The organism is Pseudomonas parakoreensis, assembly GCF_021602155.1.
GTDB classification, from domain to species: domain Bacteria; phylum Pseudomonadota; class Gammaproteobacteria; order Pseudomonadales; family Pseudomonadaceae; genus Aquipseudomonas; species Aquipseudomonas parakoreensis.
Window position 1 is genome coordinate 132,282 of sequence record NZ_BQHY01000007.1, and the last position, 23,912, is coordinate 156,193.

At 60.9% G+C, this 23,912-nt stretch carries 16 protein-coding genes; 10 read left to right on the top strand and 6 right to left on the bottom strand.

Annotation, left to right across the window (positions count from 1 at the left end):
• Both L6D63_RS12865 and mnmC read right to left on the bottom strand, forming a co-directional pair.
• On the bottom strand, nucleotides 1-1,773 hold the full coding sequence (locus tag L6D63_RS12865; RefSeq protein WP_047295591.1) for an N-acetylglutaminylglutamine amidotransferase: 1,773 nt from the start codon (nucleotides 1,771-1,773) through the stop codon (nucleotides 1-3).
• A gap of 149 nt (nucleotides 1,774-1,922) precedes the next feature.
• A complete protein-coding gene (mnmC, locus tag L6D63_RS12870) occupies nucleotides 1,923-3,902 on the bottom strand; it encodes a bifunctional tRNA (5-methylaminomethyl-2-thiouridine)(34)-methyltransferase MnmC2/FAD-dependent 5-carboxymethylaminomethyl-2-thiouridine(34) oxidoreductase MnmC1 (RefSeq protein ID WP_131671667.1) in 1,980 nt (659 codons plus the stop codon).
• 341 nt (nucleotides 3,903-4,243) lie between these two features.
• Here mnmC and pap point away from each other — a divergent pair, with 341 nt between their 5' ends.
• Both pap and L6D63_RS12880 read left to right on the top strand, forming a co-directional pair.
• Complete coding sequence (gene pap / locus L6D63_RS12875) at nucleotides 4,244-5,758, top strand: polyphosphate:AMP phosphotransferase (RefSeq protein ID WP_095668616.1); 1,515 nt, start codon at nucleotides 4,244-4,246, stop codon at nucleotides 5,756-5,758.
• Between the two features lie 103 nt (nucleotides 5,759-5,861).
• Complete coding sequence (locus L6D63_RS12880) at nucleotides 5,862-7,046, top strand: thiolase family protein (RefSeq protein WP_236170340.1); 1,185 nt, start codon at nucleotides 5,862-5,864, stop codon at nucleotides 7,044-7,046.
• A 127-nt stretch (nucleotides 7,047-7,173) separates the two neighbouring features.
• Here L6D63_RS12880 and L6D63_RS12885 read toward each other — a convergent pair whose 3' ends face one another.
• Complete coding sequence (locus tag L6D63_RS12885; RefSeq protein ID WP_121186597.1) at nucleotides 7,174-7,377, bottom strand: DUF6316 family protein; 204 nt, start codon at nucleotides 7,375-7,377, stop codon at nucleotides 7,174-7,176.
• 210 nt (nucleotides 7,378-7,587) lie between these two features.
• On the opposite strand from L6D63_RS12885, the gene L6D63_RS12890 reads away from it, so the two are divergent.
• Nucleotides 7,588-8,541 carry a DMT family transporter gene (locus tag L6D63_RS12890; RefSeq protein ID WP_131671665.1) on the top strand — a complete coding sequence of 318 codons (954 nt, stop codon included), beginning with the start codon at nucleotides 7,588-7,590 and terminating at the stop codon, nucleotides 8,539-8,541.
• A gap of 87 nt (nucleotides 8,542-8,628) precedes the next feature.
• On the opposite strand, the gene L6D63_RS12895 is transcribed toward L6D63_RS12890, so the two are convergent.
• Nucleotides 8,629-10,023: a class II fumarate hydratase gene (locus L6D63_RS12895; RefSeq protein ID WP_095668619.1), complete on the bottom strand. Its 1,395-nt coding sequence runs from the start codon at nucleotides 10,021-10,023 to the stop codon at nucleotides 8,629-8,631.
• 193 nt (nucleotides 10,024-10,216) lie between these two features.
• On the opposite strand from L6D63_RS12895, the gene L6D63_RS12900 reads away from it, so the two are divergent.
• The 5 genes from L6D63_RS12900 (at nucleotide 10,217) to L6D63_RS12920 (ending at nucleotide 14,606) form a co-directional block, all read left to right on the top strand.
• Nucleotides 10,217-10,735, top strand: a complete 519-nt coding sequence (locus L6D63_RS12900; RefSeq protein WP_003226938.1) for a DUF2059 domain-containing protein — start codon at nucleotides 10,217-10,219, stop codon at nucleotides 10,733-10,735.
• Nucleotides 10,736-10,747: 12 nt separating this feature from the next.
• Nucleotides 10,748-11,047, top strand: coding sequence for a BolA family protein (locus L6D63_RS12905; protein ID WP_041069332.1), 300 nt, complete (start codon nucleotides 10,748-10,750; stop codon nucleotides 11,045-11,047).
• A gap of 169 nt (nucleotides 11,048-11,216) precedes the next feature.
• On the top strand, nucleotides 11,217-12,158 hold the full coding sequence (gene trhO, locus L6D63_RS12910) for an oxygen-dependent tRNA uridine(34) hydroxylase TrhO (RefSeq protein ID WP_047295574.1): 942 nt from the start codon (nucleotides 11,217-11,219) through the stop codon (nucleotides 12,156-12,158).
• A gap of 35 nt (nucleotides 12,159-12,193) precedes the next feature.
• Nucleotides 12,194-12,796 (top strand): DsbA family protein, encoded by a 603-nt coding sequence (locus L6D63_RS12915; protein WP_179295021.1) that lies wholly within the window; start codon nucleotides 12,194-12,196, stop codon nucleotides 12,794-12,796.
• Nucleotides 12,789-14,606, top strand: a complete 1,818-nt coding sequence (locus L6D63_RS12920) for an ABC transporter ATP-binding protein (RefSeq protein ID WP_047295570.1) — start codon at nucleotides 12,789-12,791, stop codon at nucleotides 14,604-14,606. Before L6D63_RS12915 ends, L6D63_RS12920 begins: the two co-directional genes overlap by 8 nt.
• Here L6D63_RS12920 and L6D63_RS12925 read toward each other — a convergent pair whose 3' ends face one another.
• Nucleotides 14,607-19,223, bottom strand: a complete 4,617-nt coding sequence (locus L6D63_RS12925; RefSeq protein ID WP_131671664.1) for a deaminase domain-containing protein — start codon at nucleotides 19,221-19,223, stop codon at nucleotides 14,607-14,609.
• Between the two features lie 174 nt (nucleotides 19,224-19,397).
• Here L6D63_RS12925 and L6D63_RS12930 point away from each other — a divergent pair, with 174 nt between their 5' ends.
• Nucleotides 19,398-21,857 carry an EAL domain-containing protein gene (locus tag L6D63_RS12930; RefSeq protein WP_131671663.1) on the top strand — a complete coding sequence of 820 codons (2,460 nt, stop codon included), beginning with the start codon at nucleotides 19,398-19,400 and terminating at the stop codon, nucleotides 21,855-21,857.
• Nucleotides 21,858-21,936: 79 nt separating this feature from the next.
• Complete coding sequence (locus L6D63_RS12935) at nucleotides 21,937-22,698, top strand: iron-containing redox enzyme family protein (RefSeq protein ID WP_220459329.1); 762 nt, start codon at nucleotides 21,937-21,939, stop codon at nucleotides 22,696-22,698.
• A gap of 138 nt (nucleotides 22,699-22,836) precedes the next feature.
• On the opposite strand, the gene L6D63_RS12940 is transcribed toward L6D63_RS12935, so the two are convergent.
• On the bottom strand, nucleotides 22,837-23,763 hold the full coding sequence (locus L6D63_RS12940) for a GGDEF domain-containing protein (protein WP_047295562.1): 927 nt from the start codon (nucleotides 23,761-23,763) through the stop codon (nucleotides 22,837-22,839).
• Between the last annotated feature and the right edge of the window lie 149 nt (nucleotides 23,764-23,912).

Below are 23,912 nucleotides of genomic sequence, written 5' to 3' on the forward strand. Positions count from 1 at the left end.
TCAGATTCCTTGTTCACTGAGCCACAGGTTCAGGGCCGCCAGTTGCCACAGTTTCGAACCGCGCAAAGGCGTCAGTTGGCCTTGCGGATCCGTCAGCAGTTTGTCGAGCATGGCCGGGTTGAACAGGCCGCGATCCTGGCTCGGATCCAGCAGCAGTTCACGCACCCAGTTCAGGGTATCGCCTTGCAAATGCTTGAGGCCCGGCACCGGGAAGTAACCTTTCTTGCGGTCGATCACTTCGCTTGGAATCACCAGCCGTGCAGCTTCTTTGAGCACTTGTTTACCACCGTCCGGCAGCTTGAACTGACCGGGAATCCTTGCGGAGAGCTCTACCAGGCGATAGTCGAGAAACGGCGTGCGCGCCTCCAGACCCCAAGCCATGGTCATGTTGTCGACGCGTTTGACCGGGTCGTCCACCAGCATCACCGTGCTGTCCAGACGCAGGGCTTTATCGACCGCGGCCTCGGCGCCGGGTTGGGCGAAATGCTCTTTCACGAAGTCGCCAGCGGCGTCATTCGCGGTCAGCCATTTCGGCTGCACGGTGGCGGCGTAGTCGTCGTAGCTGCGGTCAAAAAACGCCGCGCGATAGGCTGCATACGGATCCGCTGCGCCGTCGACTTGCGGATACCAGTGATAACCGGCGAACAGCTCATCCGCGCCCTGGCCGCTCTGCACCACTTTGCAGTGCTTGGCCACTTCGCGCGACAGCAGATAGAAGGCGATGCAGTCGTGGCTGACCATCGGCTCGCTCATCGCGCGGAACGCAGCGGGCAGTTGCTCAATGATCTCTTTTTCGTCGATGCGCAATTGATGGTGCTGCGTGCCGTAGTGTCTGGCGATCAGATCGGAATACTGAAACTCGTCACCGCGCTCGCCGCCGGCATCCTGGAAGCCGATGGAAAAGGTCGACAGGTTTTCCACACCGACTTCACGCAACAGGCCGACGAGCATGCTCGAATCGACACCGCCGGACAGCAGCACGCCGACATCCACTGCCGCCCGTTGACGAATCGCTACCGCTTCGCGGGTGCTGTCGAGCACGCGGTCGCGCCAGTCTTCGAGGGTCAGGTTTTTCTCGTCGTCGTGAGGGCCGTAGGGCAGGGTCCACCAGGTTTTCTGTTCGGTGCGGCCATCAGCCTCGACGCGCATCCAGGTCGCCGGTGGCAGCTTTTCGATGCCCGCGAGCAAAGTGCGTGGAGCCGGCACCACTGCATGGAAATTCAGGTAGTGATTGAGCGCCACCGGATCGAGGATCGGGTTGATGTCGCCGCCCTTGAGCAGCGCCGGCAGGGCCGAGGCAAAGCGCAAACGCTGACCGGTGCGCGACAGGTACAAAGGCTTCACGCCGAGACGGTCGCGAGCGATGAACAGGCGTTGCGCATCGCGCTCCCAGATGGCGAAGGCGAACATGCCGTTGAGCTTTGGCAGCAGCGCTTCGCCCCAGGCGTGGTAACCCTTGAGCAGCACTTCGGTGTCACCACCGGAATAGAAGGCATAGCCGAGCGCTTCGAGTTCGGCACGCAGTTCCGGGAAGTTGTAAATCGCGCCATTGAAGGCCAGGGACAAGCCCAGCTGGCTGTCGATCATCGGCTGCGCCGAGCCGTCCGACAGGTCCATGATTTTCAGGCGTCGATGGCCCAGGGCAATCGGCCCTTGGGCATGGAAGCCCCACGCGTCGGGGCCGCGAGGGGCCAGGTGATGGGTGATTCGCTCTACCGCTGCAAGGTCTGCAGGTTGATGATCAAAACGTAACTCGCCAGCTAATCCGCACATAAAGTCCTTACCGGTTTTTCCGTTGGGGAGGGGTGATTCAAGTCTGGCCAAAATGGCCGGTACTCAGAAACTGACCCGCTGCAGATGTGGGAGTTTTAGAACGATGAGTTATAAGAGGCGGCGACTGACCAGCGGCCAGCCGCCATTTTTCATTTGCCGCGAATCAACGTGCGCAAGGCGAAACGGTTGGGATGGCACGCCTCGGCGACACTTTTGGGCAGTGGCAGCGGCTCGTTGTCCAGCCACGCCGCGAGCAGTTCGCCCGACAGCGGAGCGGTGATCAGCCCGCGTGAACCATGGCCGCTGTTGACGTACAGGCCATCGAGCCACGGGCAGGCGATGTCCGGCACTTGGCGCGCATCCTTGCTCAACGCGGCATAGGCCTCGGCGAAGGCTTCGCGGTCGGCGAGGGGGCCGACAATCGGCAGATAGTCAGGACTGGTGCAGCGGAATGCGGCGCGTCCTTCCAGGGTTTCCGGGGGCAGCCCATTGATGTGCAGACGCGCTACCAAATCGCTGGAGATCTCTTTGAGCATCGCCAGATTGCCCAGGTGTTCGGCGGTGGTCGGTGTCAGGTCATCGCTGTTGAAGTCGAAGCTGGCGCCAAGCGTGTGTTCGCCCAGACGTGCCGGGGCGACATAACCTTCGGCGCAGACCACGGTGCGCAGCGCCTGGCTTTCGTTGGTTTGCGGCAGGCGCGTGATCTGCCCGCGAATGCGCTTGAGCGGTAGCTCGGCACTTTGCGCAAAGCGTTTGATCTCCGCTGCGCCGGCCAGCACCACCACTGGCGCGCTGGCGAGCACCCGTTCGCCATCGAGGGCTTGCCACTGTCCCTCGACCTTGCGCAGTTCGAGCACTTCGTGGTGCTTGAGCAGTTCGATGTTCGCTTGCGCGGCTTGTGCCTGGCACAGCGCGGGCGGATGCACCCAGCCCCCTTCGGGATAGTACAAACCGCCATGGGCCAGACCGATGCCGGCCTGAATCTCGGCTTGCGGCTGATCGACCCAGTGCACCAGGTCTTCCGGGAATGCCGCGGCCAGTTGCGCCTGACGCTCGGCTTCCTTGGCATTGAACGCCAGTTGCAGCACGCCGCAATCGTCCCAGTCGGTGCCGCGTTGCAGGGTTTCCAGCAGACGGCGGGTGTAGCCGAAGCCGCTGACGATCAGTTGCGACAACGCCGTGCCGTGGGCCGACAACTTCAGGTACAGCACGCCCTGTGGATTGCCTGACGCTTCCTGCGCCACCTCGGCATGCCGCTCCAGCAGACTGACCTGCCAACCGCGCGCCGCGAGGCTGGCGGCCGTGGCACAACCGGCCAGTCCGGCGCCGATCACCAGCGCCCGACGGTCAGTGGTCAGCGGAGCAGGGCGGGCGAACCACGGTTTGTCCGGCAGCGGGGGCGCGACGTCCTGCGGCCAGCCGAGAAACTCGCCGCGCAGGATCTCCCACTTGTGGCCGATGCCCGGTGTGCGTTTCATCTTGAACCCGGCGGCGTTGAGCAGACGCCGCACCCAACCGGTGCTGGTGAAGGTACTGATGGTCGAGCCGGGCGCCGCCAGTCGAGCCAGTTCGACGAACAGTTCGGCGGTCCACATGTCGGGGTTTTTCGCCGGGGCGAAACCGTCGAGAAACCACGCGTCAATCTGTGCATCGAGTTGCGGCAATTGTTCCAGCGCATCGCCGATCAGCAGCGTCAGCGTGACCCGGCCGTTGCCGAGGACGATCCGCTGAAAGCCCTGATGGATTGCCACGTAATGGGTCAGCAGTTGATCGGCCAGCGGCTTGAGTTGCGGCCACAGGGCCAGAGCCCGCTGCAGATCCGCCGGACTCAACGGGTACTTTTCGACACTGACAAAATGCAGCCGCGCACCGGCTACTGCGTGCTGCTCGAACAGTTGCCAGGCACAGAGAAAATTCAGCCCGGTGCCAAACCCGGTTTCACCGATCACCAGTCGCCCGTGCGCCGGCAACGCGGCAAAGCGCTCGGCCAGGCAATTCTGTTCGAGGAACACGTAACGGGTTTCATCCAGCCCCGACTGGTCGGAAAAATACACATCGTCGAACACCCGCGAGCGCGGGCGTCCCTGGTCATCCCAGTCGAGTTGGGCGTGGGGCAGTACAGGTTTCATGGCAGGCTCGGCAACGACAAGGCGGCCATTCTAGCTGATTGGGTGGAAGGGGCTTGATCCATGGCAAGGCCTGGCTGCGCAGCCTCGAAGACAATCGATGATTTGGGCGCTGATCAGAGCAACCTGTGGCGAGGGGATTTATCCCCGATCGGCTGCGTAGCAGTCGCAATCCCGCTACCAGCGTGCATCTGGCGTTGAATGGCTTTGGGGCCGCTGCGCTGCCCATCGGGGATAAATCCCCTCACCACAGAGTTTTTCTTGAAGCCAAAAGGAGCGGAATTTCTCCGTCGTACCCATGCCCAATCCGCTAGTCTTGCTGAATCCTGGAAGGAGCCGTGCCCATGTTTGAATCCGCCGAAATCGGCCATGCCATCGACAAAGAGACTTACGATGCGGCTGTGCCTGCCTTGCGTGAAGCACTGCTGGAAGCGCAGTTCGAATTGCAGCAGCAGAAGCGTTTCCCGGTGATCATTCTGATCAACGGCATCGAGGGCGCCGGCAAGGGCGAGACCGTCAAGTTGCTCAACGAGTGGATGGATCCGCGTCTGATCGAGGTGCGTACTTTCGATCAGCAAACCGATGAAGAACTGGCACGGCCACCGGCGTGGCGTTACTGGCGGATGCTCCCGGCCAAGGGACGGATGGGCGTGTTCTTCGGCAACTGGTACAGCCAGATGCTTCAGGGCCGGGTTCACGGGCTGTTCAAGGATCCGCGTCTGGATCAGGCGATCAACGCCGCCGAACGTCTGGAAAAGATGCTCTGCGATGAAGGCGCGCTGATCTTCAAGTTCTGGTTTCACTTGTCCAAGAAACAGATGAAGGCCCGCCTCAAGGCGCTGGCCGACGACCCGCTGCACAGTTGGCGCATCAGCCCGCTGGACTGGCAGCAATCGCAGACCTACGACAAGTTCGTCAAATACGGCGAGCGCGTGTTGCGCCGCACCAGCCGCGACTACGCGCCCTGGCACATCATCGAAGGTCTGGACGCCAACTACCGCAGCCTCGCGGTGGGCAAGATCCTGCTGGAGGGCTTGCAGAATGCGCTCAAGCGTACTGAGGTGCATACCGAAGAGGTCAACGCCGCCCCCTTGGGCACTGCCGTCGACGAACTCAACCTGCTCGACAGCCTCGACCTGAACCAGCAGCTGGAAAAGAAAGATTACGAAGAGCAACTGATCACCGAGCAGGCGCGGCTGTCCGGGTTGATGCGTGACAAGCGCATGCGTCGCCATGCGTTGGTGGCGGTGTTCGAAGGCAATGATGCGGCGGGCAAGGGCGGGGCGATTCGCCGGGTGGCGGCGGCGCTCGATCCGCGTCAGTACAGCATCGTGCCGATTGCTGCGCCGACCGAGGAAGAGCGCGCGCAACCGTATCTGTGGCGCTTCTGGCGGCACCTGCCGGCGCGGGGCAAGTTCACCGTGTTTGATCGCTCCTGGTATGGCCGGGTGCTGGTGGAGCGGGTCGAAGGCTTTTGCAGCCCGGCCGACTGGTTGCGCGCCTACAGCGAGATCAATGACTTCGAAGAGCAGATCGCGGACGCCGGGGTCATCGTCGTCAAGTTCTGGCTGGCGATCGACAAGGACACGCAGATGGAACGTTTCCAGGCTCGCGAGCAGATCCCGTTCAAGCGCTTCAAGATCACCGAGGACGACTGGCGCAACCGCGACAAGTGGGACGCCTACCGCGCCGCCGTGGGCGACATGGTCGACCGCACCAGCACCGAGATTTCGCCGTGGACACTGGTCGAGGCCAATGACAAACGCTGGGCGCGGGTCAAGGTGCTGCGCACGATCAACCGCGCGCTCGAAGAGGCGTTCGAGAAGTCCGACAAGCGCGCGAAAAAACACAAGGACTGAGGCGATGGGCACGCATACGCGGGGTGAATGATTGTCGCGGTCGGCGGCGGGGTGGACTTATCCTCGGTTGACTCTCCTCCGACAACAACAATTGAGGTATGCCATGCGTGAAGTGGTGATCGTCGACAGCGTGCGGACCGGCCTGGCCAAGTCCTTTCGCGGCAAGTTCAACCAGACCCGCCCCGACGACATGGCGGCCCATTGCGTCAACGCGCTGCTGTCGCGCAACGACATCGACCCGGCCAGCGTCGAGGACTGCATTGTCGGCGCTGGCTCCAACGAGGGTGCGCAGGGTTACAACATCGGTCGCAACGTGGCGGTGCTCTCGCGGCTGGGCACCCATGTGGCCGGCATGACCCTCAACCGTTTTTGCTCCTCGGGTTTGCAGGCGATTGCGATTGCCGCCAACCAGATTGCTTCCGGTTGCAGTGACATTATCGTCGCCGGTGGCGTCGAGTCGATCAGCCTGACCCTGAAAAGCGTCAACACCGATCACCTGATCAATCCGCTGCTCAAGCAGCAGGTGCCGGGCATCTACTACACCATGGGGCAGACCGCTGAAGTGGTGGCGCGTCGTTATGACGTGAGTCGCGAGGCGCAGGATCGCTATGCGCTGCAAAGCCAGTTGCGCACCGCCCAGGCTCAGGCGGCCGGGCTGTTCGATGACGAAATTGTGCCGATGGCGGTCAAGTACCGGGTCGAGGACAAGAACAGCGGCGAGGTGCAGATCCTCGACGGCATCGTCGATCGCGACGACTGCAACCGCCCGGACACCACCTATGACAGCCTCGCCGGACTGAAGCCGGTGTTTGCCGAAGACGGCTCGGTCACCGCCGGCAACTCGTCGCAGTTGTCTGACGGCGCGTCGATGACGCTGGTGATGAGCCTGGAAAAAGCCCTGCAACTGGGGCTCAAGCCGGAGGCGTTTTTCCGCGGCTTCACCGTGGCCGGTTGCGAGCCGGACGAAATGGGCATCGGCCCGGTGTTCTCGGTGCCGAAACTGCTCAAGGCCAAGGGCCTGCAAGTGGCCGATATCGATCTGTGGGAACTGAACGAGGCGTTTGCTTCACAGTGCCTGTATGCCCGCGACCGTCTGGAGCTCGACAACGAAAAATACAACGTCAACGGCGGCTCGATTTCCATCGGCCACCCGTTCGGCATGACCGGCTCGCGGCAGGTCGGACATCTGGTGCGTGGGTTGCAACGGCGCAATCTGCGTTACGGCATCGTGACCATGTGCGTGGGGGGCGGGATGGGGGCGACGGGGTTGTTTGAGGCTGTTCGGTAAGCCTGAAGATAATAGTCGGCATTCAAGCCGTCATCGCTGGCAAGCCAGCTCCCACAGGTTCTGCAGGTGTTGCCTGTATTTGTGAACACCCTGGAACACTGTGGGAGCTGGCTTGCCAGCGATGGGATCAACCTGATGACCGATTGGAATCCACAACCTGCATCCGCGCGATATACGCTTTTATTTCCTGCTCCGCCTTCTCCGGGGAATCGAACGGCCCTTCAAGGGTGTTCTCCCGCGTACAGAAAAACAGTTCGCCATTGACCCGGCACATCCGCTCACTGCGAAAGTGGGTGGCGGGGGCGCTGTCCTGGGCGCGCATTCCATACATGATCGGCCTCCTTGGTTGATGCGCTGAAAGGGATCCAATGAGCTTATGCCTGAAGCACTTGGTGCGCCCGGTCAGCCGATCAACGGCAAAGCGTCAATTTAATGCTGCGACCTGCACAGTTTCATTCGCGGCCTGGCCCGAACTGTCCCTGTGTTGCGCCTGCGCGCGGGCCTAGAATGACCGCTCTCGTCAGCAGGCTTTGGGGTTCGCATGCACATTTCATCCGGTCGCTGGGTTTACGGTCTGTTCCTGGCGCTGCTGACGGCGTTCTTGTGGGGCATTCTGCCAATCAAGCTCAAACAGGTGTTGCAGGTGATGGACCCGATCACCGTGACCTGGTTTCGTCTGTTGGTCTCCGGTGGTTGCCTGTTTATTTATCTGGCGTCGGTCAAGCGTCTGCCGAGCCGCAAGGTCCTCGGCCCCCGGGGCGGCTGGCTGGTGTTAATGGCGGTGCTCGGGCTGGTGGGCAACTACGTGCTGTACCTGATGGGGCTCAATCTGCTCAGCCCCGGTACCGCGCAACTGGTGGTGCAGATGGGGCCGATCATGTTGCTGATCGCCAGCCTGTTTGTGTTCAAGGAGCGCTTCAGCATCGGTCAGGGCATTGGCCTGGCGGTGCTGTTGATCGGCTTCGTGCTGTTTTTCAATCAGCGGCTGGCCGAGTTGCTGACGTCGTTGTCGGACTACACCGCCGGCGTGTTGCTGGTGCTGTTGGCCTCGACGGTCTGGACCTTCTACGCGCTGGGTCAGAAGCAATTGCTCACGGTGTGGAATTCGCTGCAGGTGATGATGGTGATCTACCTGTTCTGCGCTTTGTTGCTGACGCCGTGGGTGCATCCGCTCAAAGCGCTGGAATTGAGCCAGTTGCAGGGCTGGCTGCTGTTGGCGTGCTGCATGAACACGCTGATTGCCTACGGTGCATTTGCTGAAGCACTGGCGCATTGGGAGGCCTCGCGGGTCAGTGCGACGCTGGCGATCACGCCATTAGTGACCTTTGGCGCGGTGGCGATTGCCGCCGCGGTGTGGCCGGACTATGTGCATGCCGAGCAGATCAACGGTCTGGGCTATGGCGGGGCGGTGCTGGTGGTGTTGGGGTCGGCGCTGGTGGCGCTGGGGCCGTCGTTGATTGCCGGGCTGAAAGCGCGGCGCATGCGGGTGGCCTGAAAAGCAAAAGATCGCAGCCTGCGGCAGCTCCTACAGTTGGAATGCGTTCCCCTGTAGGAGCTGCCGCAGGCTGCGATCTTTTTGCTGTTAGCCCTTGGCGCCAGCCTCGATCATGTTTTCCGGCCGCACCCAGGCATCGAACTCTTCATCGGTCAGATAGCCCAGTTGCAGCGCTGCTTCACGCAAGGTCAGACCCTCGCCGTAAGCCTTCTTGGCGATTTCTGCCGATTTGTCGTAACCGATGTGCGGGTTCAGCGCGGTCACCAGCATCAGGCCACGTTCCAGGTGCTGCGCCATGACCTGCGCATCCGGCTCCAGCCCGGCGATGCAGTGCTGCTGGAAGTTGCTGCAGCCGTCGGCGAGCAGGCGAATCGACTGCAACACGTTATGGATGATCACCGGTTTGTACACGTTCAATTGCAGGTGACCCTGACTCGCCGCGATGCCGATGGTGACATCGTTGCCCAACACCTGGCAGGCGAGCATCGACAGCGCTTCGCACTGGGTCGGGTTGACCTTGCCGGGCATGATCGAGCTGCCAGGTTCGTTGGCCGGCAATTTCACTTCGGCCAATCCGGCGCGGGGGCCTGAGCCGAGCAGGCGCAGGTCGTTGGCGATTTTCATCAGGGCCACGGCGAGGGTCTTCAGAGCACCGGACAGGCTGGTCAGCGGCTCATGCCCGGCCAGCGCGGCAAATTTGTTCGGCGCGGTGACGAACGGCAGGCCGGACAGTGCGGCAAGCTCGGCGGCAATCGCTTCGCCAAAACCGTGCGGCGAATTCAGGCCGGTGCCGACGGCAGTGCCACCCTGCGCCAGTTCGCACACCGCCGGCAGTGCCGCACGGATCGCTCGCTCGGCGTAATCCAGCTGCGCTATGAACCCGGACAACTCCTGACCGAAGGTGATCGGCGTCGCGTCCATCATGTGCGTACGGCCGGTCTTCACCAGTTTCATGTGGCGCGCCGCCAGTTCGGCCAGACCGCCGGATAGCTCGGCGATGGCCGGCAGTAATTGCTCCTGCACGGCTTTGGCCGTGGCGATGCTCATGGCGGTGGGGAAGCAATCGTTGGAGCTTTGCGAGCGGTTGACGTGATCGTTGGGGTGCACCGGCGTCTTGCCGCCGCGCGGGTTGCCGGCCAGTTCGTTGGCCCGGCCGGCGATCACTTCGTTGACGTTCATGTTGCTCTGTGTGCCGCTGCCGGTCTGCCAGACCACCAGCGGAAACTGGTCGTCGTGCTGGCCGTCGAGGACTTCGTCGGCGGCCTGTTCGATCAGGCGGGCGATGTCGGCGGGCAGGTCGCCGTTGCGGTCGTTGACCCGGGCGGCGGCTTTCTTGATCAGGGCCAGCGCGTGCAATACCGGCAGCGGCATGCGTTCCTGACCAATGGCGAAGTTGATCAGCGAGCGTTGCGTCTGAGCACCCCAGTAGGCGTCGTCCGGGACTTCGATCTGGCCCAGGCTGTCGGTTTCGATACGGCTCATCGTGCACACTCCTGTTGGTCTGTTTGCGCAGTTTAGGCCCGGTCAGGCCCAGGTGGTTCCCTCGAACCGATTGTTGACCGGCAAAACCCCGCCAATCAAGCACGGCAAGGCCCGGGGGTTGAGCCACGAGGTTTTTTAGGCGCAGAATGGTCGCCCTTGGGGTTTGACCTCGCCTAGCTGAAAAGGAAACTCGATGACTCGTCTTCGTGCCATCTGCACCGCGGTTGCACTGGTTTGCGCCAGCGGCCAGGTGCTTGCCGATACCGCCAGCCACAACGCCAGTGCTGAAGCTTTCCTGACCCTGGCGCACGCTGACAAGCTGGGCACTCCGGTGTACATGCAAGTGCAGCAAATGTTCGCTCAGCGTTTTGAACAGACCAAAGCCCCGGAATCCAAGAAAGCCGTACTGGAAACCTACCAGGCCAAGGCCAACGCCGCGCTGGACCAGGCCATCGGCTGGAACAAGCTCAAGCCTGACATGGTCAAGCTCTACACCAGCAATTTCAGCGAATCGGAGCTGAAAGACCTGGTTGCGTTCTATCAGTCGCCACTGGGCAAGAAAGTCCTGGAAAAAATGCCGCAGCTGACCCAGCAATCGGCCCAGATGACTCAGGCCAAACTGGAAAGCGCCGTGCCAGTCGTCAACAAGCTGCTCGACGACATGACCAACGAGCTGGCACCGAAAGGCGCTGCGCCGGCCAAGAAGAAGTAAGCGGAGTTCGTGATGAGCATGCAACAACGCATCGAATCGACGCTGGCTCTGCTTCAGCCTGAACATTTGCAGGTGCTGGACGAAAGCCACATGCACAGTCGCGGGTTGCAGACCCACTTCAAGGCGGTGGTGGTCAGCGCGCAGTTCGAAGGCCTGAACCGGGTCAAACGCCACCAGAAAGTCTACGGCACGCTCGGCGAGCTGATGGGCGAGTTCCATGCGTTGGCGCTGCACACCTACACCCCGCAGGAATGGGCAGAAGTCGGCGCCGCTCCGGCGTCGCCGACCTGTGCCGGCGGTAGCAAACATTAAGATCAAAAGATCGCAGCCTGCGGCAGCTCCTACATTGGATTGAGTTCCCTGTAGGAGCTGCCGCAGGCAGCGATCTTTTTTGCTAGAATCCGCAACGCGCCGCTCAGCCGGCGCGTTTTTTTTGAATCCGGTTCACCCTTTGCGAGGGTAGCCACCTGGAGAAATACCCATGACACAACCGATTGTCGTGGCGGCACTGTATAAGTTCGTCACCCTCGAAGATTACGTTGACCTGCGCGAGCCACTGCTCAAGGCGATGGTCGACAACGGCATCAAAGGCACGCTGCTGATCGCCGAAGAAGGCATCAACGGCACCGTGTCCGGCAGCCGCGAAGGCATTGATGGCCTGCTCGCCTGGCTGAAGAACGACCCGCGCATGATCGACATCGACCACAAAGAGTCGTACTGCGACGAGCAGCCGTTCTACCGCACCAAGGTCAAGCTGAAGAAAGAGATCGTTACCCTCGGCGTCGAAGGCGTGGACCCGAACAAGAAGGTCGGCACTTACGTCGAGCCGCAGGACTGGAACGCGCTGATCAGCGACCCGCAAGTGCTGCTGATCGACACCCGCAACGACTACGAAGTGGCAATCGGCACCTTCGAAGGCGCCATCGATCCGAAAACCACCAGTTTTCGTCAATTCCCCGACTACATCAAAGAGCACTTCGACCCGGCCGTGCACAAGAAAGTCGCGATGTTCTGCACCGGCGGCATTCGCTGCGAAAAAGCCTCCAGCTACATGTTGGGCGAGGGTTTCGAAGAGGTTTACCACCTCAAGGGCGGTATCCTGAAGTACCTCGAAGAAGTGCCGCAGGAAGAAACCAAGTGGCAGGGCGACTGCTTCGTCTTCGACAACCGCGTGACCGTGCGTCACGACCTCAGCGAAGGCGACTACGATCAATGTCATGCCTGCCGCACACCGGTCAGTGTTGAAGATCGTGCCTCCGAACATTACGTGGCCGGTATCAGCTGCCCGCATTGCTGGGACAAGCTGAGCGAGAAAACCCGCCGCAGCGCCATCGATCGGCAGAAGCAGATCGAACTGGCCAAGGCGCGCAACATGCCGCACCCGATCGGCTACAACTATAAACAAGCATCCACCGAGGCCTGATCATGACTGCGCGCCTGCTCTATGTGATGGATCCGATGTGTTCCTGGTGCTGGGGGTTCGCTCCGGTCGCCAAGGCATTGGTCGAGCAGGCGCAGGCAGCGGGAGTGGAGCTGCATCTGGTGGTCGGCGGCTTGCGCACCGGTAGCGGTGCGGCGCTGGAGCCGACCACGCGGCGCTACATCCTTGAGCATTGGCAGGCGGTCACCGAGGCCACCGGGCAGCCGTTCAAGTTCGACGGCGCCTTGCCCGACGGTTTTGTCTACGACACCGAGCCGGCCTGCCGCGCGATCGTTACCGCGCGCAGCCTGGCACCGGATTGCGCTTGGACGCTGGTCGGCCTGATCCAGCAGGCGTTTTACGCTGAAGGTCGCGATGTCACCCAGGCCAGTGTGCTGGTGGAGCTGGCTGAAAAGGCTGGCGTGCCGCGCATCGAATTTGCTGCCTTGTTTGATCATGCCGACCAACACAAAGCGACTCAGGCGGATTTCACTTGGGTGCAGGATCTGGGCATTGCCGGATTCCCGACCCTGCTCGCCGAACGCAATGGCCAACTGGCCTTGCTGACCAACGGCTATCAACCGCTCAGTGAGCTGTCGCCATTGCTCGGCCGCTGGCTGGAGCGCGCAGCCTGTGCCTGACCGGGCCGATGACACGCCAGCCGTAAAGCGTGTCGACCGGCTGAGCTGGGCAGAAGTCCGGCGCCTGGCACTGCATCACAAAAAGTCTCTGTGGATCGCCAACGGCGTGGCCGTGCTGGCGACGCTGTGCAGCGTGCCGATTCCGTTGCTGTTGCCGTTGCTGGTGGACGAGGTTCTGCTCGGGCATGGCGATGCCGCGCTGAAAGTCATGAACCATGTGTTGCCGTCGATGTGGCAGCAGGCGGCGGGTTATATCGGCCTGATGCTGCTGGTCACCCTGACGCTGCGTTGCAGCGCCTTGTGTTTTGGCGTGTTGCAGGCGCGGCTGTTTGCCCGGCTGGCGAAAGACATTGTCTACCGCATTCGCGTGCGCCTGATCGAGCGCCTGAAAAGGATTTCCCTCGGCGAATATGAAAGCCTCGGCAGCGGCACCGTGACCACGCATCTGGTCACCGATCTGGACACCCTCGACAAATTCGTCGGCGAAACCCTCAGCCGGTTTCTGGTGGCGATGCTGACCCTGGTCGGCACCGCCAGCATTCTGATGTGGATGCACTGGAAACTGGCGCTGCTGATCCTGCTGTTCAACCCGTTGGTGATCTACGCCACGGTGCAACTGGGCAAGCGGGTCAAGCACCTGAAGAAACTGGAGAACGACAGCACCTCGCGTTTCACTCAGGCCTTGAGCGAAACCCTTGATGCGATCCAGGAGGTGCGCGCCGGCAACCGTCAGGGCTTCTTCCTCGGACGACTCGGCTTGCGCGCGCAGGAAGTGCGTAACTATGCGGTCAATTCGCAGTGGAAGACCGATGCGTCGAACCGCGCCAGTGGTCTGCTGTTCCAGTTCGGCATCGACATCTTCCGCGCGGCAGCGATGCTCACGGTGCTGTTCTCCGACCTGTCGATCGGGCAGATGCTCGCGGTGTTCAGTTACCTGTGGTTCATGATCGGCCCGGTCGAGCAACTGCTCAATCTGCAATACGCCTACTACGCAGCGGGCGGCGCGCTGGCGCGGATCAACGAACTGCTGGCGCGGGCTGACGAGCCGCAGTACCCGGGCGGCGTCGACCCGTTCAAGGGCCGTGAAACCGTGGGCATCGAGGTGCAGGGGCTGAGCTTCGGTTACGGCGATGAACTGGTGGTGGATCAGATGAACCTGTCCATTGCCCCCGGTGAAAAAGTCGCGATTGTCGGTGCCAGTGGCGGCGGCAAGAGCACGCTGGTGCAGTTGCTGCTCGGGTTGTACACGCCGTTGTCCGGCACCATTCGTTTCGGCGGTTCGACCCAGCAGGAAATCGGCCTGGAACTGATTCGCGAAAACGTCGCGGTGGTGCTGCAGCACCCGGCACTGTTCAACGACACCGTGCGCGCCAACCTGACCATGGGCCGCACCCGCAGCGACGAAGCCTGCTGGCAGGCACTGGAAATCGCCCAGCTGGAGGCGACCATCCGCGCCTTGCCGGATGGCCTGGACAGTATCGTTGGACGTTCCGGCGTGCGCCTGTCCGGCGGTCAGCGCCAGCGTCTGGCGATTGCGCGGATGATCCTCGCCGAGCCGAAAGTGGTGATCCTCGACGAAGCCACCTCGGCCCTCGATGCCGCCACCGAATACAACCTGCATCAGGCCATGGCGCGCTTCCTCAGCGGCCGCACCACGCTGATCATTGCCCATCGCCTGTCGGCGGTGAAGCAGGCGGATCGGGTGCTGGTGTTCGATGGCGGACAAGTGGCCGAGGATGGAGACCACCAGCAACTGATCGCCGATGGCGGTCTCTACGCCAAGCTCTACGGCCACTTGCAGCGTCTGTAATCAGCCCCACAGCACCTGCAACGCTGTCTCGCCGCCATCATGGCCGAACTGCTTCATCACCACCGAACAGGATTCGCACGGGCGCATGGTTGTCGCGATGTCGACCGAGCGGATCTCCTTCGGATCGGGGTATTTCTCGCGCAGCACGCTGATCAGTTTGCTTTCGCTGTCCAGCGAGGTCGGCCGGCTGGTCTGCGTTGGCTGATAGGTTTTCAGATCCTTGATGGTCAGCGGCACGGCCAGTAATTGCCCTTGCTCGGTCACCTCCAGCGAGGTGCGCGGGAAGGCCGGGTTGTAGTCGATATTGATGTAAGTGGTGTTGCCGATCCGTACATGATTGGCGCCCATGTGGCGAAACAGCGGCAGGCGCTGGGTGCTGCCCTGAGCGCCGGAGACGCTGACGTAGACTTCCCGTTTACCGCTGGCCGTGGTGACTTCGGCGTAGGCGATGTTACGGGCGTTGAGTGGCCGTTCACGCACAGGCAACAGGTTGTGCAGTTTCTGCATGGCACTGTCGATACGCAGTGCTGCGTTGTTGTTGGCCGGGTTGATCGTCGGTGACAGGAACAACGTGTCGAAAATCTCTGCGGTTTTCTGCCGCAAGGCTTCCGGCGCTTCCTTGCTGCGCGCCCACGTGACGGCGCCTTCGGGCAGGCGGGTGACGATCATCCGGGTCGAGTGATCAAACATCAGCGCCTCGCCCGGACTGGTGTCGACTTTCAGCCATTTCAGATGGTTGGCCGGACTGGCCGTGGTGCCGATGGGAATCGCGATCTGCTCCATGGTCTGCATCGCGCGCTGCACCGATTCGAGGCCATGGATGCGTACGATGTTGTTGGCGTGCAGCGAGCCGGTGTAGACGGTCAGCAGTTCCGCACCGAGGCTGCCGTCGACCAGTTCGGCGGGGGCCAGGCGTTTGAATGTCAGCTGCCTGCCGGGGACTTTGCCTTTGGCGAAAGTGGCGAGGTAGTACTCATGGTTGTTGACCCGGAAAAATACGTGGGTGGCCGAGTCGTCGATGGCCGGCAGCAGCACTGCGCCGACCTGATGTGAATCATTGATCCCGTCGTAGGTACCGCCGGTTTTTATCCGGGCATAAATACCTTTGCGAAACTGCAGCGTGGCTTGAATCTGCTGTCTTGGCATCAGCTTGCCCTGATTGAAGCCCAGGCGATGCAGGTCGCCGGTGAACAATCGCGGGCGGTTATCAATGATTTGATAAAGCCTGGCATCGACCGCCAGGAACGTTCCTTTTTGCCGGGGCAGGGCGGCGGGCTCCGAAATCCGCTCGCCAAACCACGGCGCGTAACCCTTTTCCCTGTCGATCGTGCCGAGGGCGGGGGTCGGGGCGGGTTCTGCGGTGATGTAGCTGACGCGGCAGTCGCTCGCGCCCGGTGCACGACGGACCCGGCATGGCAGCAGTGTCCAGTGCTGACTGTCATCGAGCAGATCGACCCGGCGCAGTTCATCGCCGTCGAGTCGATAGGGCACATTATCGATCAATACCGTGGTGCGTCCGCCAGCCTCGGGCATGAGTTCGATGCGCGTATCGGGCGCCAGCTCGATATCGACTTGATTATCGGTTTTTTTCACGACGCTGTAATGCGAACGCCCCAGCGAAAAATCGTGTTCGTGTGCGAGTAACTGAGGCCCGTAAGGGCGGTCGGACAGCGGATCGAGCAGGTGATACCGGGAACCGCCGACGTTGCGTACCGGTACGTCGTCAATGCCCCTGACCACCGCCAATTGATCGGCAGGGTTCAGCGCTTTCCACCGACCGGCATCCAGCGCCTGGGGCAGGCTGCGTATCACGTCATAGTCAGCACTTCTGCCGGCCAGTCTCTTCAGACGCGCCACGGCGCGGTGTTCCAGATGCGCCACGGCCCGCACGGCGCCGATCACGCCTCGGCCTCCGAGCTTGAGCAAGGCAGGCACAGCGTCCAGCGGATTGAGGTTTCTCAAGCTCGAAACCAGCAGGTTCTTCGACAATTGCGCCATGCGTGGCAGTGCGACGCGAATCGCCATTCTTCCTGCCACGGCTGCAAGACGGATGCTGCCGGCGACAAATTTGCCCAAGGGAATCGCGAACGAGACGATATCGAGGAACAGGCCGAGTACGCCCAGTGCGCGTTTCTCCGGACTGTCCGATTGCAGGTCTTCGAGACTGCCCCAGAACGGAATAAAGCCCTTGAGGGCATGAATCCAGTGCGTTTTGCTGGTGTCTTGTTCGAAGCGGGTTTTTCCCCAGGCGTCGCTGCGCAGCGCCTGCTCGTCGACATAGAACAGCTGCGTCGCGATGAATGAAGCGATTTGCGCAGTGCGTGGCGAAGTAAAGCTCAGGTTCGGCGAACTGTCGTGATGGGCCGCCGGGATCATCGAAACCGGGAGCGGCTTGCCCAGTGGTTCGAGGATGGCGATGCACCTGGCGTCGGGGGCGGGGGACGAACCGTTCCAGTGTGCTTGTCGATCAAATGGCAGGCGGCGGGCGATGAGGCGAGTGATGCGCTGGGCCTTGGTGCGTCCACGTTTAGGGGCAAGTGGTGGCATTAACAGACCGCCAATATGGGTACCGTCCAGATCTGCACGGTGGCGAATGATGCCGGCGCGCGGCAGGCATTCGTAGAAGCGGGACGGGCCCTGATACGTCACCTGCAGGACGAAACCCATGCGTGCCCGACGTGGCAGGATATTTTCCGCTGTTTCCAGGTGTGCCTCGATGTGCCGCGTCTGATCCCTGAGGCTGTGAATCCTCACTTCGCCGTGCTCCAGTGCCCGGCGTTCAGCCCACGGTAGCGTGACCAATAATGACTTGATCAAATATTCATAGGCTTCGCGGGTCTTGCTCAGATAGTCGTCGAACTGCCGGTCAAACTCTGTCTTGATCTCGGGCAGGGTGCAATTGCTCGGGAAGCGTGAAAGGCGTCGGCCCCTATATTCGGTGTCGACAAAACCACTTTGCAGCCTGCCTTGCGGATTCAGGCTGATCCATTCGCTGGCGTTGCGGCCATCGCTGCTGACGTACCAGCGCGTGTCGTTGTTCAGCCCGCCAGAGGCATAGACCTCCAGCAGCGGCCAGGTATGCAATGCCACATCTTCGGTATCGATAATGTTGCGTCGGGTACGGTTGCGCGCTGAGTGATGGTAGCGTTTGAGGCGAATCGTCGTGTGATCGTACAGATCGTTGGCCAGTGCCTTGTCCAGTTCTTGTTGTGCCAGAGTGAGTCTGCGTGGCGGCTCGGTGTCCAGTTGCAGGATCGCCGCGTTCAGTTGTTTCTCGTGGTCTTCCAGAGCGTGCAGCGGCGCCTGACCGTCGGAGGCTTCGCTCGCGACAGCCAACGCTCCGGTGGCTGCGGTCCAGGTACGTGCGGCAGCCGCTCGGGTCATGGCGATCAGGGTTTGCAGGTCGCTGCTGGCGTTTTGACTTTTGTGCAGCGGCAGATCCACCAGTTGCTGGAAGCTCAAATACTCCAGCAACCCTGGATCAAGGGCATGAGCGAGGTGCACGCCATGCACGAAATTGACCCAGACCACCGAGCTGGCGTAAGGCAGGTCGTCAGGGATGTCGCGCACTTGAAATTCCGGTCCGAATTGCGCCAGACAGACCCATCCCAGCAGGTGTTTCTCGATCTTCGTCGAGGTTCGGTCAGAATCCTCCAGATGCTGTAGAAAGTCCCGGCGAATGGTGGCGTAGCCGGCTCCGTAGTGAGCGCGTTGTTCGAGCGCAAAACCGGCCACTTCGGTCGAGCTGTGGTTGCCGGGCAGTTCGTACCACAGGCATAACGCTTCGAGCAGTAAACGCAGGCCGATATCGGGGACGGTCAGTTCATCGGGACGGGCACCGTACCATTGCAGCTTTTGCAGCAAGCGCAAGCCCAGGTCATGGGCCTGCGGGGTGTCGAGCAAGCGCTCCAGGCAGGTGGCGGGCTGCTGCTCCAGTTGCTGGAGGGTAAAAGGAGGCGTGACTTCGCTGGCCAGACTGTCGATGGCCGACAGGGATTTACCGATGAGCCAGGCGCCAATCACATCGTGAGCCGCGGCTTTGTCCTCGTCGCTCATCATTACCGTAAGCGTCGAGAGAGGTCGCAGACTCAGCCGGTGGCTGGCGCACTGTTCTTCGACTTTGCCGATCAGCCGGGTCAGTGCTGCGGCGTCCGGTGCATCCGCAAATGTGAACCCGGACTCACGCAGCAGTTGTGACAGCGGTAGCAGCCTGTCGGAACGCAGGTGTGCGCCTATACTCAGCAACGCTTGCTGAAACGCTTGAACGCTGCTGGAGGCGCGGCTGACGCTGTCGATGACATACCGGTCGATGCTGCCATCGCGACGGTTGAAGGAGAAGCTGCATTGATCAGCCGTGGCGTCGACTTGCAGCAGTGATCCTCTGGATGTCTGCAGGTACGCGGTCAATTGTGGTTCGCCGCTGTTTTCGAACAGCGTCTGCAGCATGTTTTGCGCCTGGTCTTGCGCTGCGCCCAGGCGTGAATGGGCCTGGGGCGCTAGGTAGTAGGACTCCAGTGGAGTCGAAGCGTCGAGGACCGCGCGCAGGGCAGTGATCATTGCGCGGTATTCGCTCTGTTGGGCAGTATGGCGTTGCAGCGCGGTTGAAAGTGACTGCATGGAAGATGGCTCTGGATGATTGAAAGCCGTCAGTGTCGAAGCATCGCGCACCTTGGGTGCGGTACATATGTATGGTCGGTTGCACGCTTCCTGGCTTGCCGGAAGGGGTAACGCCCCCTAGTCTGGCTTTAGCGGTCTCCCCTTGATGATGGCAGTACGTACGCAAAGGACCTCATGAAGCAAAAAAGGACACTCGGAACGCCACGGTTGTTGGGCATCGTCTGGCCATTTATTGCCGTCGTGTTATTTCAGGCGTTATTGGGGGGCGTGAGTCTCTACGTCCTGTCGGCCGTGCGGGGCTACGTTGCCGGTGAAAGTCTCTGGTCCAAGGGCCAGAAGGACGCCATCTATTATTTGAACCTGTATGCCGACAGCCGCGACGAGGCGATCTTCCTCAAGTACAAGGACGCGATTGCGGTGCCTCAGGGCGGTCACCAGTTGCGTCTGGCGCTGGATCGTCAACCACCGGATCTGCAGGCGGCGCGGGAGGGGATTCTCAAGGGTGGCAACCATCCCGATGACGTTTCGAGCCTGATCTGGCTGTACCTCAATTTCCGTCATTTCAGTTATCTGGAAACAGCGATCGACCGCTGGACCATCGGCGATGCCTATCTGGTGCAACTGGACAATGTCGCGCGCGAGATGCATCAGGGCATCAGCCAGAATGTCGCGACGCCGGCTGATATCCAGCACTGGAAAGCGCAGATCTTTGCCATCAACGACGGTGTAACGCCGGCGGCCAAGGCTTTCAGCGATGCCTTGGGCGAGGGGTCGCGGATGATCCTGCGCCTGCTGCTGTTCACCAACCTGGCCACGGCGCTGGGGTTGATCATGCTGGCACTGTTGCGCACCCACAAACTGCTCAAGCAGCGCCATGCCTTTGCCCAGGCGCTGCAGCTGGAGAAGGACCGGGCGCACATCACCCTGCAGTCGATTGGCGACGGGGTCATCACTACCGACGTCAACGGTGCGATCGATTACATGAATCCTGCGGCAGAAGCCATGACGCACTGGAAGTCCGAGCATGCGGCGGGGCTGCCTCTGGCCGCGCTGTTCAATCTGCTGGACGACAACGCGCAGGCAGAAGGGCTGACGCTGATCGAGCATATCCTCAGCGGGCAACTGGTCGGCGGCAGCGAACATTCCAAACTGATTCAGCGCCTGGACGGCAGCACGGTTTCCGTGACGCTGGTGGGCGCACCGATCCGCAATGCCGAGAAAGTCAGTGGCACGGTGTTGGTGCTGCATGACATGACTCAGGAGCGGCAATACATCGCCAACCTGTCGTGGCAGGCGACCCACGATGCCTTGACCGGTCTGGCCAACCGCCGCGAATTCGAATATCGCCTGGAGCAAGCCCTGCACAACCTGACGCGCCAGCCCGGTCGGCATGCGCTGATGTTCCTTGATCTGGACCAGTTCAAACTGGTCAACGACACCTGCGGCCATGCCGCAGGCGATGAGTTGCTGCGGCACATCTGCGCGCTGTTGCAATCGGGCTTGCGCGAGAGCGACACCCTCGCGCGGCTGGGCGGCGACGAGTTCGGCATCCTGCTGGAGAACTGCGCCCCGGACGCTGCCGAGAAAATTGCCGAGAGCTTGCGTCAGACTGTGCAGAACCTGCACTTCGTGTGGAAGGGCCGACCGTTTCTGACCACGGTGAGTATCGGTCTGGTGCACATCGCCCAGACCCCGACCACTCTGGAAGCCTCATTGCGCGCGGCTGACATGGCTTGCTACATGGCCAAGGAAAAGGGCCGTAACCGGGTGCAGGTTTATCACGCAGACGACTCCGAACTGTCTCTGCGCTTCGGCGAAATGGCCTGGGTGCAGCGCCTGCACATGGCTCTGGAAGAAGACCGCTTTTGCCTTTACGCCCAGGAAATCGCGCCACTGGGCCCCGCAACTGATGGCGGCGGGCACATCGAGATACTCTTGCGTCTGCACGACGAGGCCGGACGAATGATCCTGCCGGACAGTTTCATTCCGGCGGCCGAACGTTATGGTCTGATGAGTCAACTGGACCGCTGGGTTGTAGAAAATGTTTTTAAAGTCATTGCCCAATGTATTGCCGAACAACATGAAGAGCGTTTGGCAATGTGTGCGATTAATCTTTCAGGCATTACTATCGGAGATGACGCGTTTTTGCACTTTCTGCGTGAACAGTTTGTTAACTACGCCATACCTCCTGAAATGATTTGTTTTGAAATTACCGAAACCAGTGCAATTGCCAATCTCGGGAGTGCAATTAGATTTATTAATGAACTCAAAGGCTTAGGATGTTACTTCTCGCTTGATGATTTTTGCGCCGGAATGTCTTCATTCGCTTATCTGAAACATTTGCCTGTAGACTTCCTGAAGATCGACGGAAGTTTCGTAAAGGATATGCTGGACGACCCGATTAACCGCGCAATGGTCGAAGTGATCAATCACATCGGGCATGTCATGGGTAAGCAGACAATTGCCGAGTTTGTAGAAACAACCCAGATCGAGCAGGCATTGCTTGAAATCGGGGTGGATTACGCTCAGGGTTACGTCATCGAACGCCCGCAGTTGTTTACCTGCGACAGTTTGCAAAGTCGGCCCGCCAGACCGCAGCCGTTGTTATTCAAGGCGCCTGGCACGTTCCGTTGAAATCTCTTGCCGATCCTTACAATCACAAATCAAAAGGAGCCGAACAGTGATCGACACATTCAACCGAACCGGACCACTCATGGAAGCTGCAAGTTATCCCGCCTGGGCGCAACAGCTCATTACGGATTGCAGCGAGAGCAAGCGCCGGGTTGTCGAACATGAACTGTACCAGCGCATGCGCGATAACAAGCTCAGCGCCAAGACCATGCGCCAGTACCTGATCGGGGGCTGGCCGGTCGTTGAACAGTTTGCGTTGTATATGGCGCAGAACCTGACCAAGACCAGGTTTGCCCGCCATCCTGGGGAGGACATGGCGCGCCGCTGGCTGATGCGGAACATCCGTGTTGAACTCAATCATGCCGATTACTGGCTGAACTGGAGCCGCGCGCACGGCGTCAGCCTTGAGGATCTTCAGGCTCAGCAAGTGCCGCCGGAACTGCATGCGCTGAGTCACTGGTGCTGGCATACGAGTTCGGCGGATTCGCTGATCGTCGCCATCGCCGCCACCAACTACGCCATCGAGGGCGCGACCGGGGAGTGGTCGGCGCTGGTGTGTTCCACTGGCGTGTACGCTGCGGCGTTCCCGGAAGAAGACCGCAAGCGCGCGATGAAATGGCTGAAGATGCATGCCCAATACGACGACGCCCATCCATGGGAAGCGCTGGAAATCATCTGCACGCTGGCGGGGATGAACCCGAGCCAGGCATTGCAGACCGAGCTGCGCCAGGCCGTGTGCAAGAGCTACGACTACATGTACCTGTTCCTTGAGCGCTGCATGCAGCTGGAAACCACGGAGCGCGCGATCCACGGTCGTGAACGTCTGGCGTTGGCAGAGAGCTGATTCAAGGTCTGAGATGTAGCAGAAATGTGGGAGCGAGCCTGCTCGCGAAGACGGCGCTTCAGTCAGCACGGTTTTGACTGATTCACCGCTTTCGCGAGCAGGCTCACTCCCACACTGCTGTGTGCTGTCTGAGAGTATTCAGCCCGCCATCGCCAACCGATTACGCCCTTCGCGCTTGGCTACATACAGCGCACTGTCCGCCCGGCGCAGCAGACTGTCGGCCGATTCCCCCGGCAGAAGAGTCGAACAGCCAAGGCTCACGGTCAGGTCGATCAACCGGCCGTCGACGAAGTATTCCTCAGCCTGCGCGGCATGGCGCAAACGCTCGCCAACCATTTGCGCCGCTTCCCGGCCGGTGTTCGACAGCAGGATCAGAAACTCTTCCCCGCCATAGCGAAACACCATGTCGACGTTGCGCAACTGGCTCTTGATCGAGGCTGCCACCGCTTTGAGCACGTCATCGCCGGCGCTGTGGCCGTGGCTGTCGTTGACCCGTTTGAAGTGGTCGATGTCGAGCATCAGAACCGATAGTGGTTGCAGGTGCCGACGTGACATGTCGATCTCGCGCTGCAGGGTCTGCTCCATGGCGATCCGGTTGCCGGTTCCGGTCAGCGGGTCGCGCAGCGCACTTTGCGTTGCAGCGCGGTAGAGCAGGGCGTTGCGCATCGGGAACAACAGCGACGACAGCAGCGATTCGAGGTTGCCCTGATCCTGCTCGCTGAAGCGCTGGTTGCGGCGAAACACCAGTTCGCCCAAGTGCTCGCCTTCGTGGCTGAGGCTATAGCTGACGGAATGGTGACCGCGCGCACCGAATTCCAGACGCAGGTCGCTGCCTGAATGCACGTAACTCAAGGCATCCAGCGGCACCAGGCGCTGAACTTCGCGAAAAAACAGACCGAGGATTCGTTGCGGCTCAAGACTGGTTTGCAGTTGCAGGCTCATTTGCTGGCGCAGTTGCGCGAGGCTGGCCGGGCGTTCCAGAAGCGGAGGCAGCTGACCAAAGCCCAGGCGTTGCAATTTGGCACTGTCAAAGTCAATTGCATTGGTCTGGGAAGGTGATTTCATATGGCGTGAGCCCCTAAGCAGTAAGTCTGTCTTACAGGCTGGGTGAGAGCGGCTATGGGCTGCGCGTCATACTGATCCATCAGTCCCGTAGGACATTTGGCGTAAGTTTAGTCTGCCGGATGACGATTAGTCAGCTATCGAAATCGCCC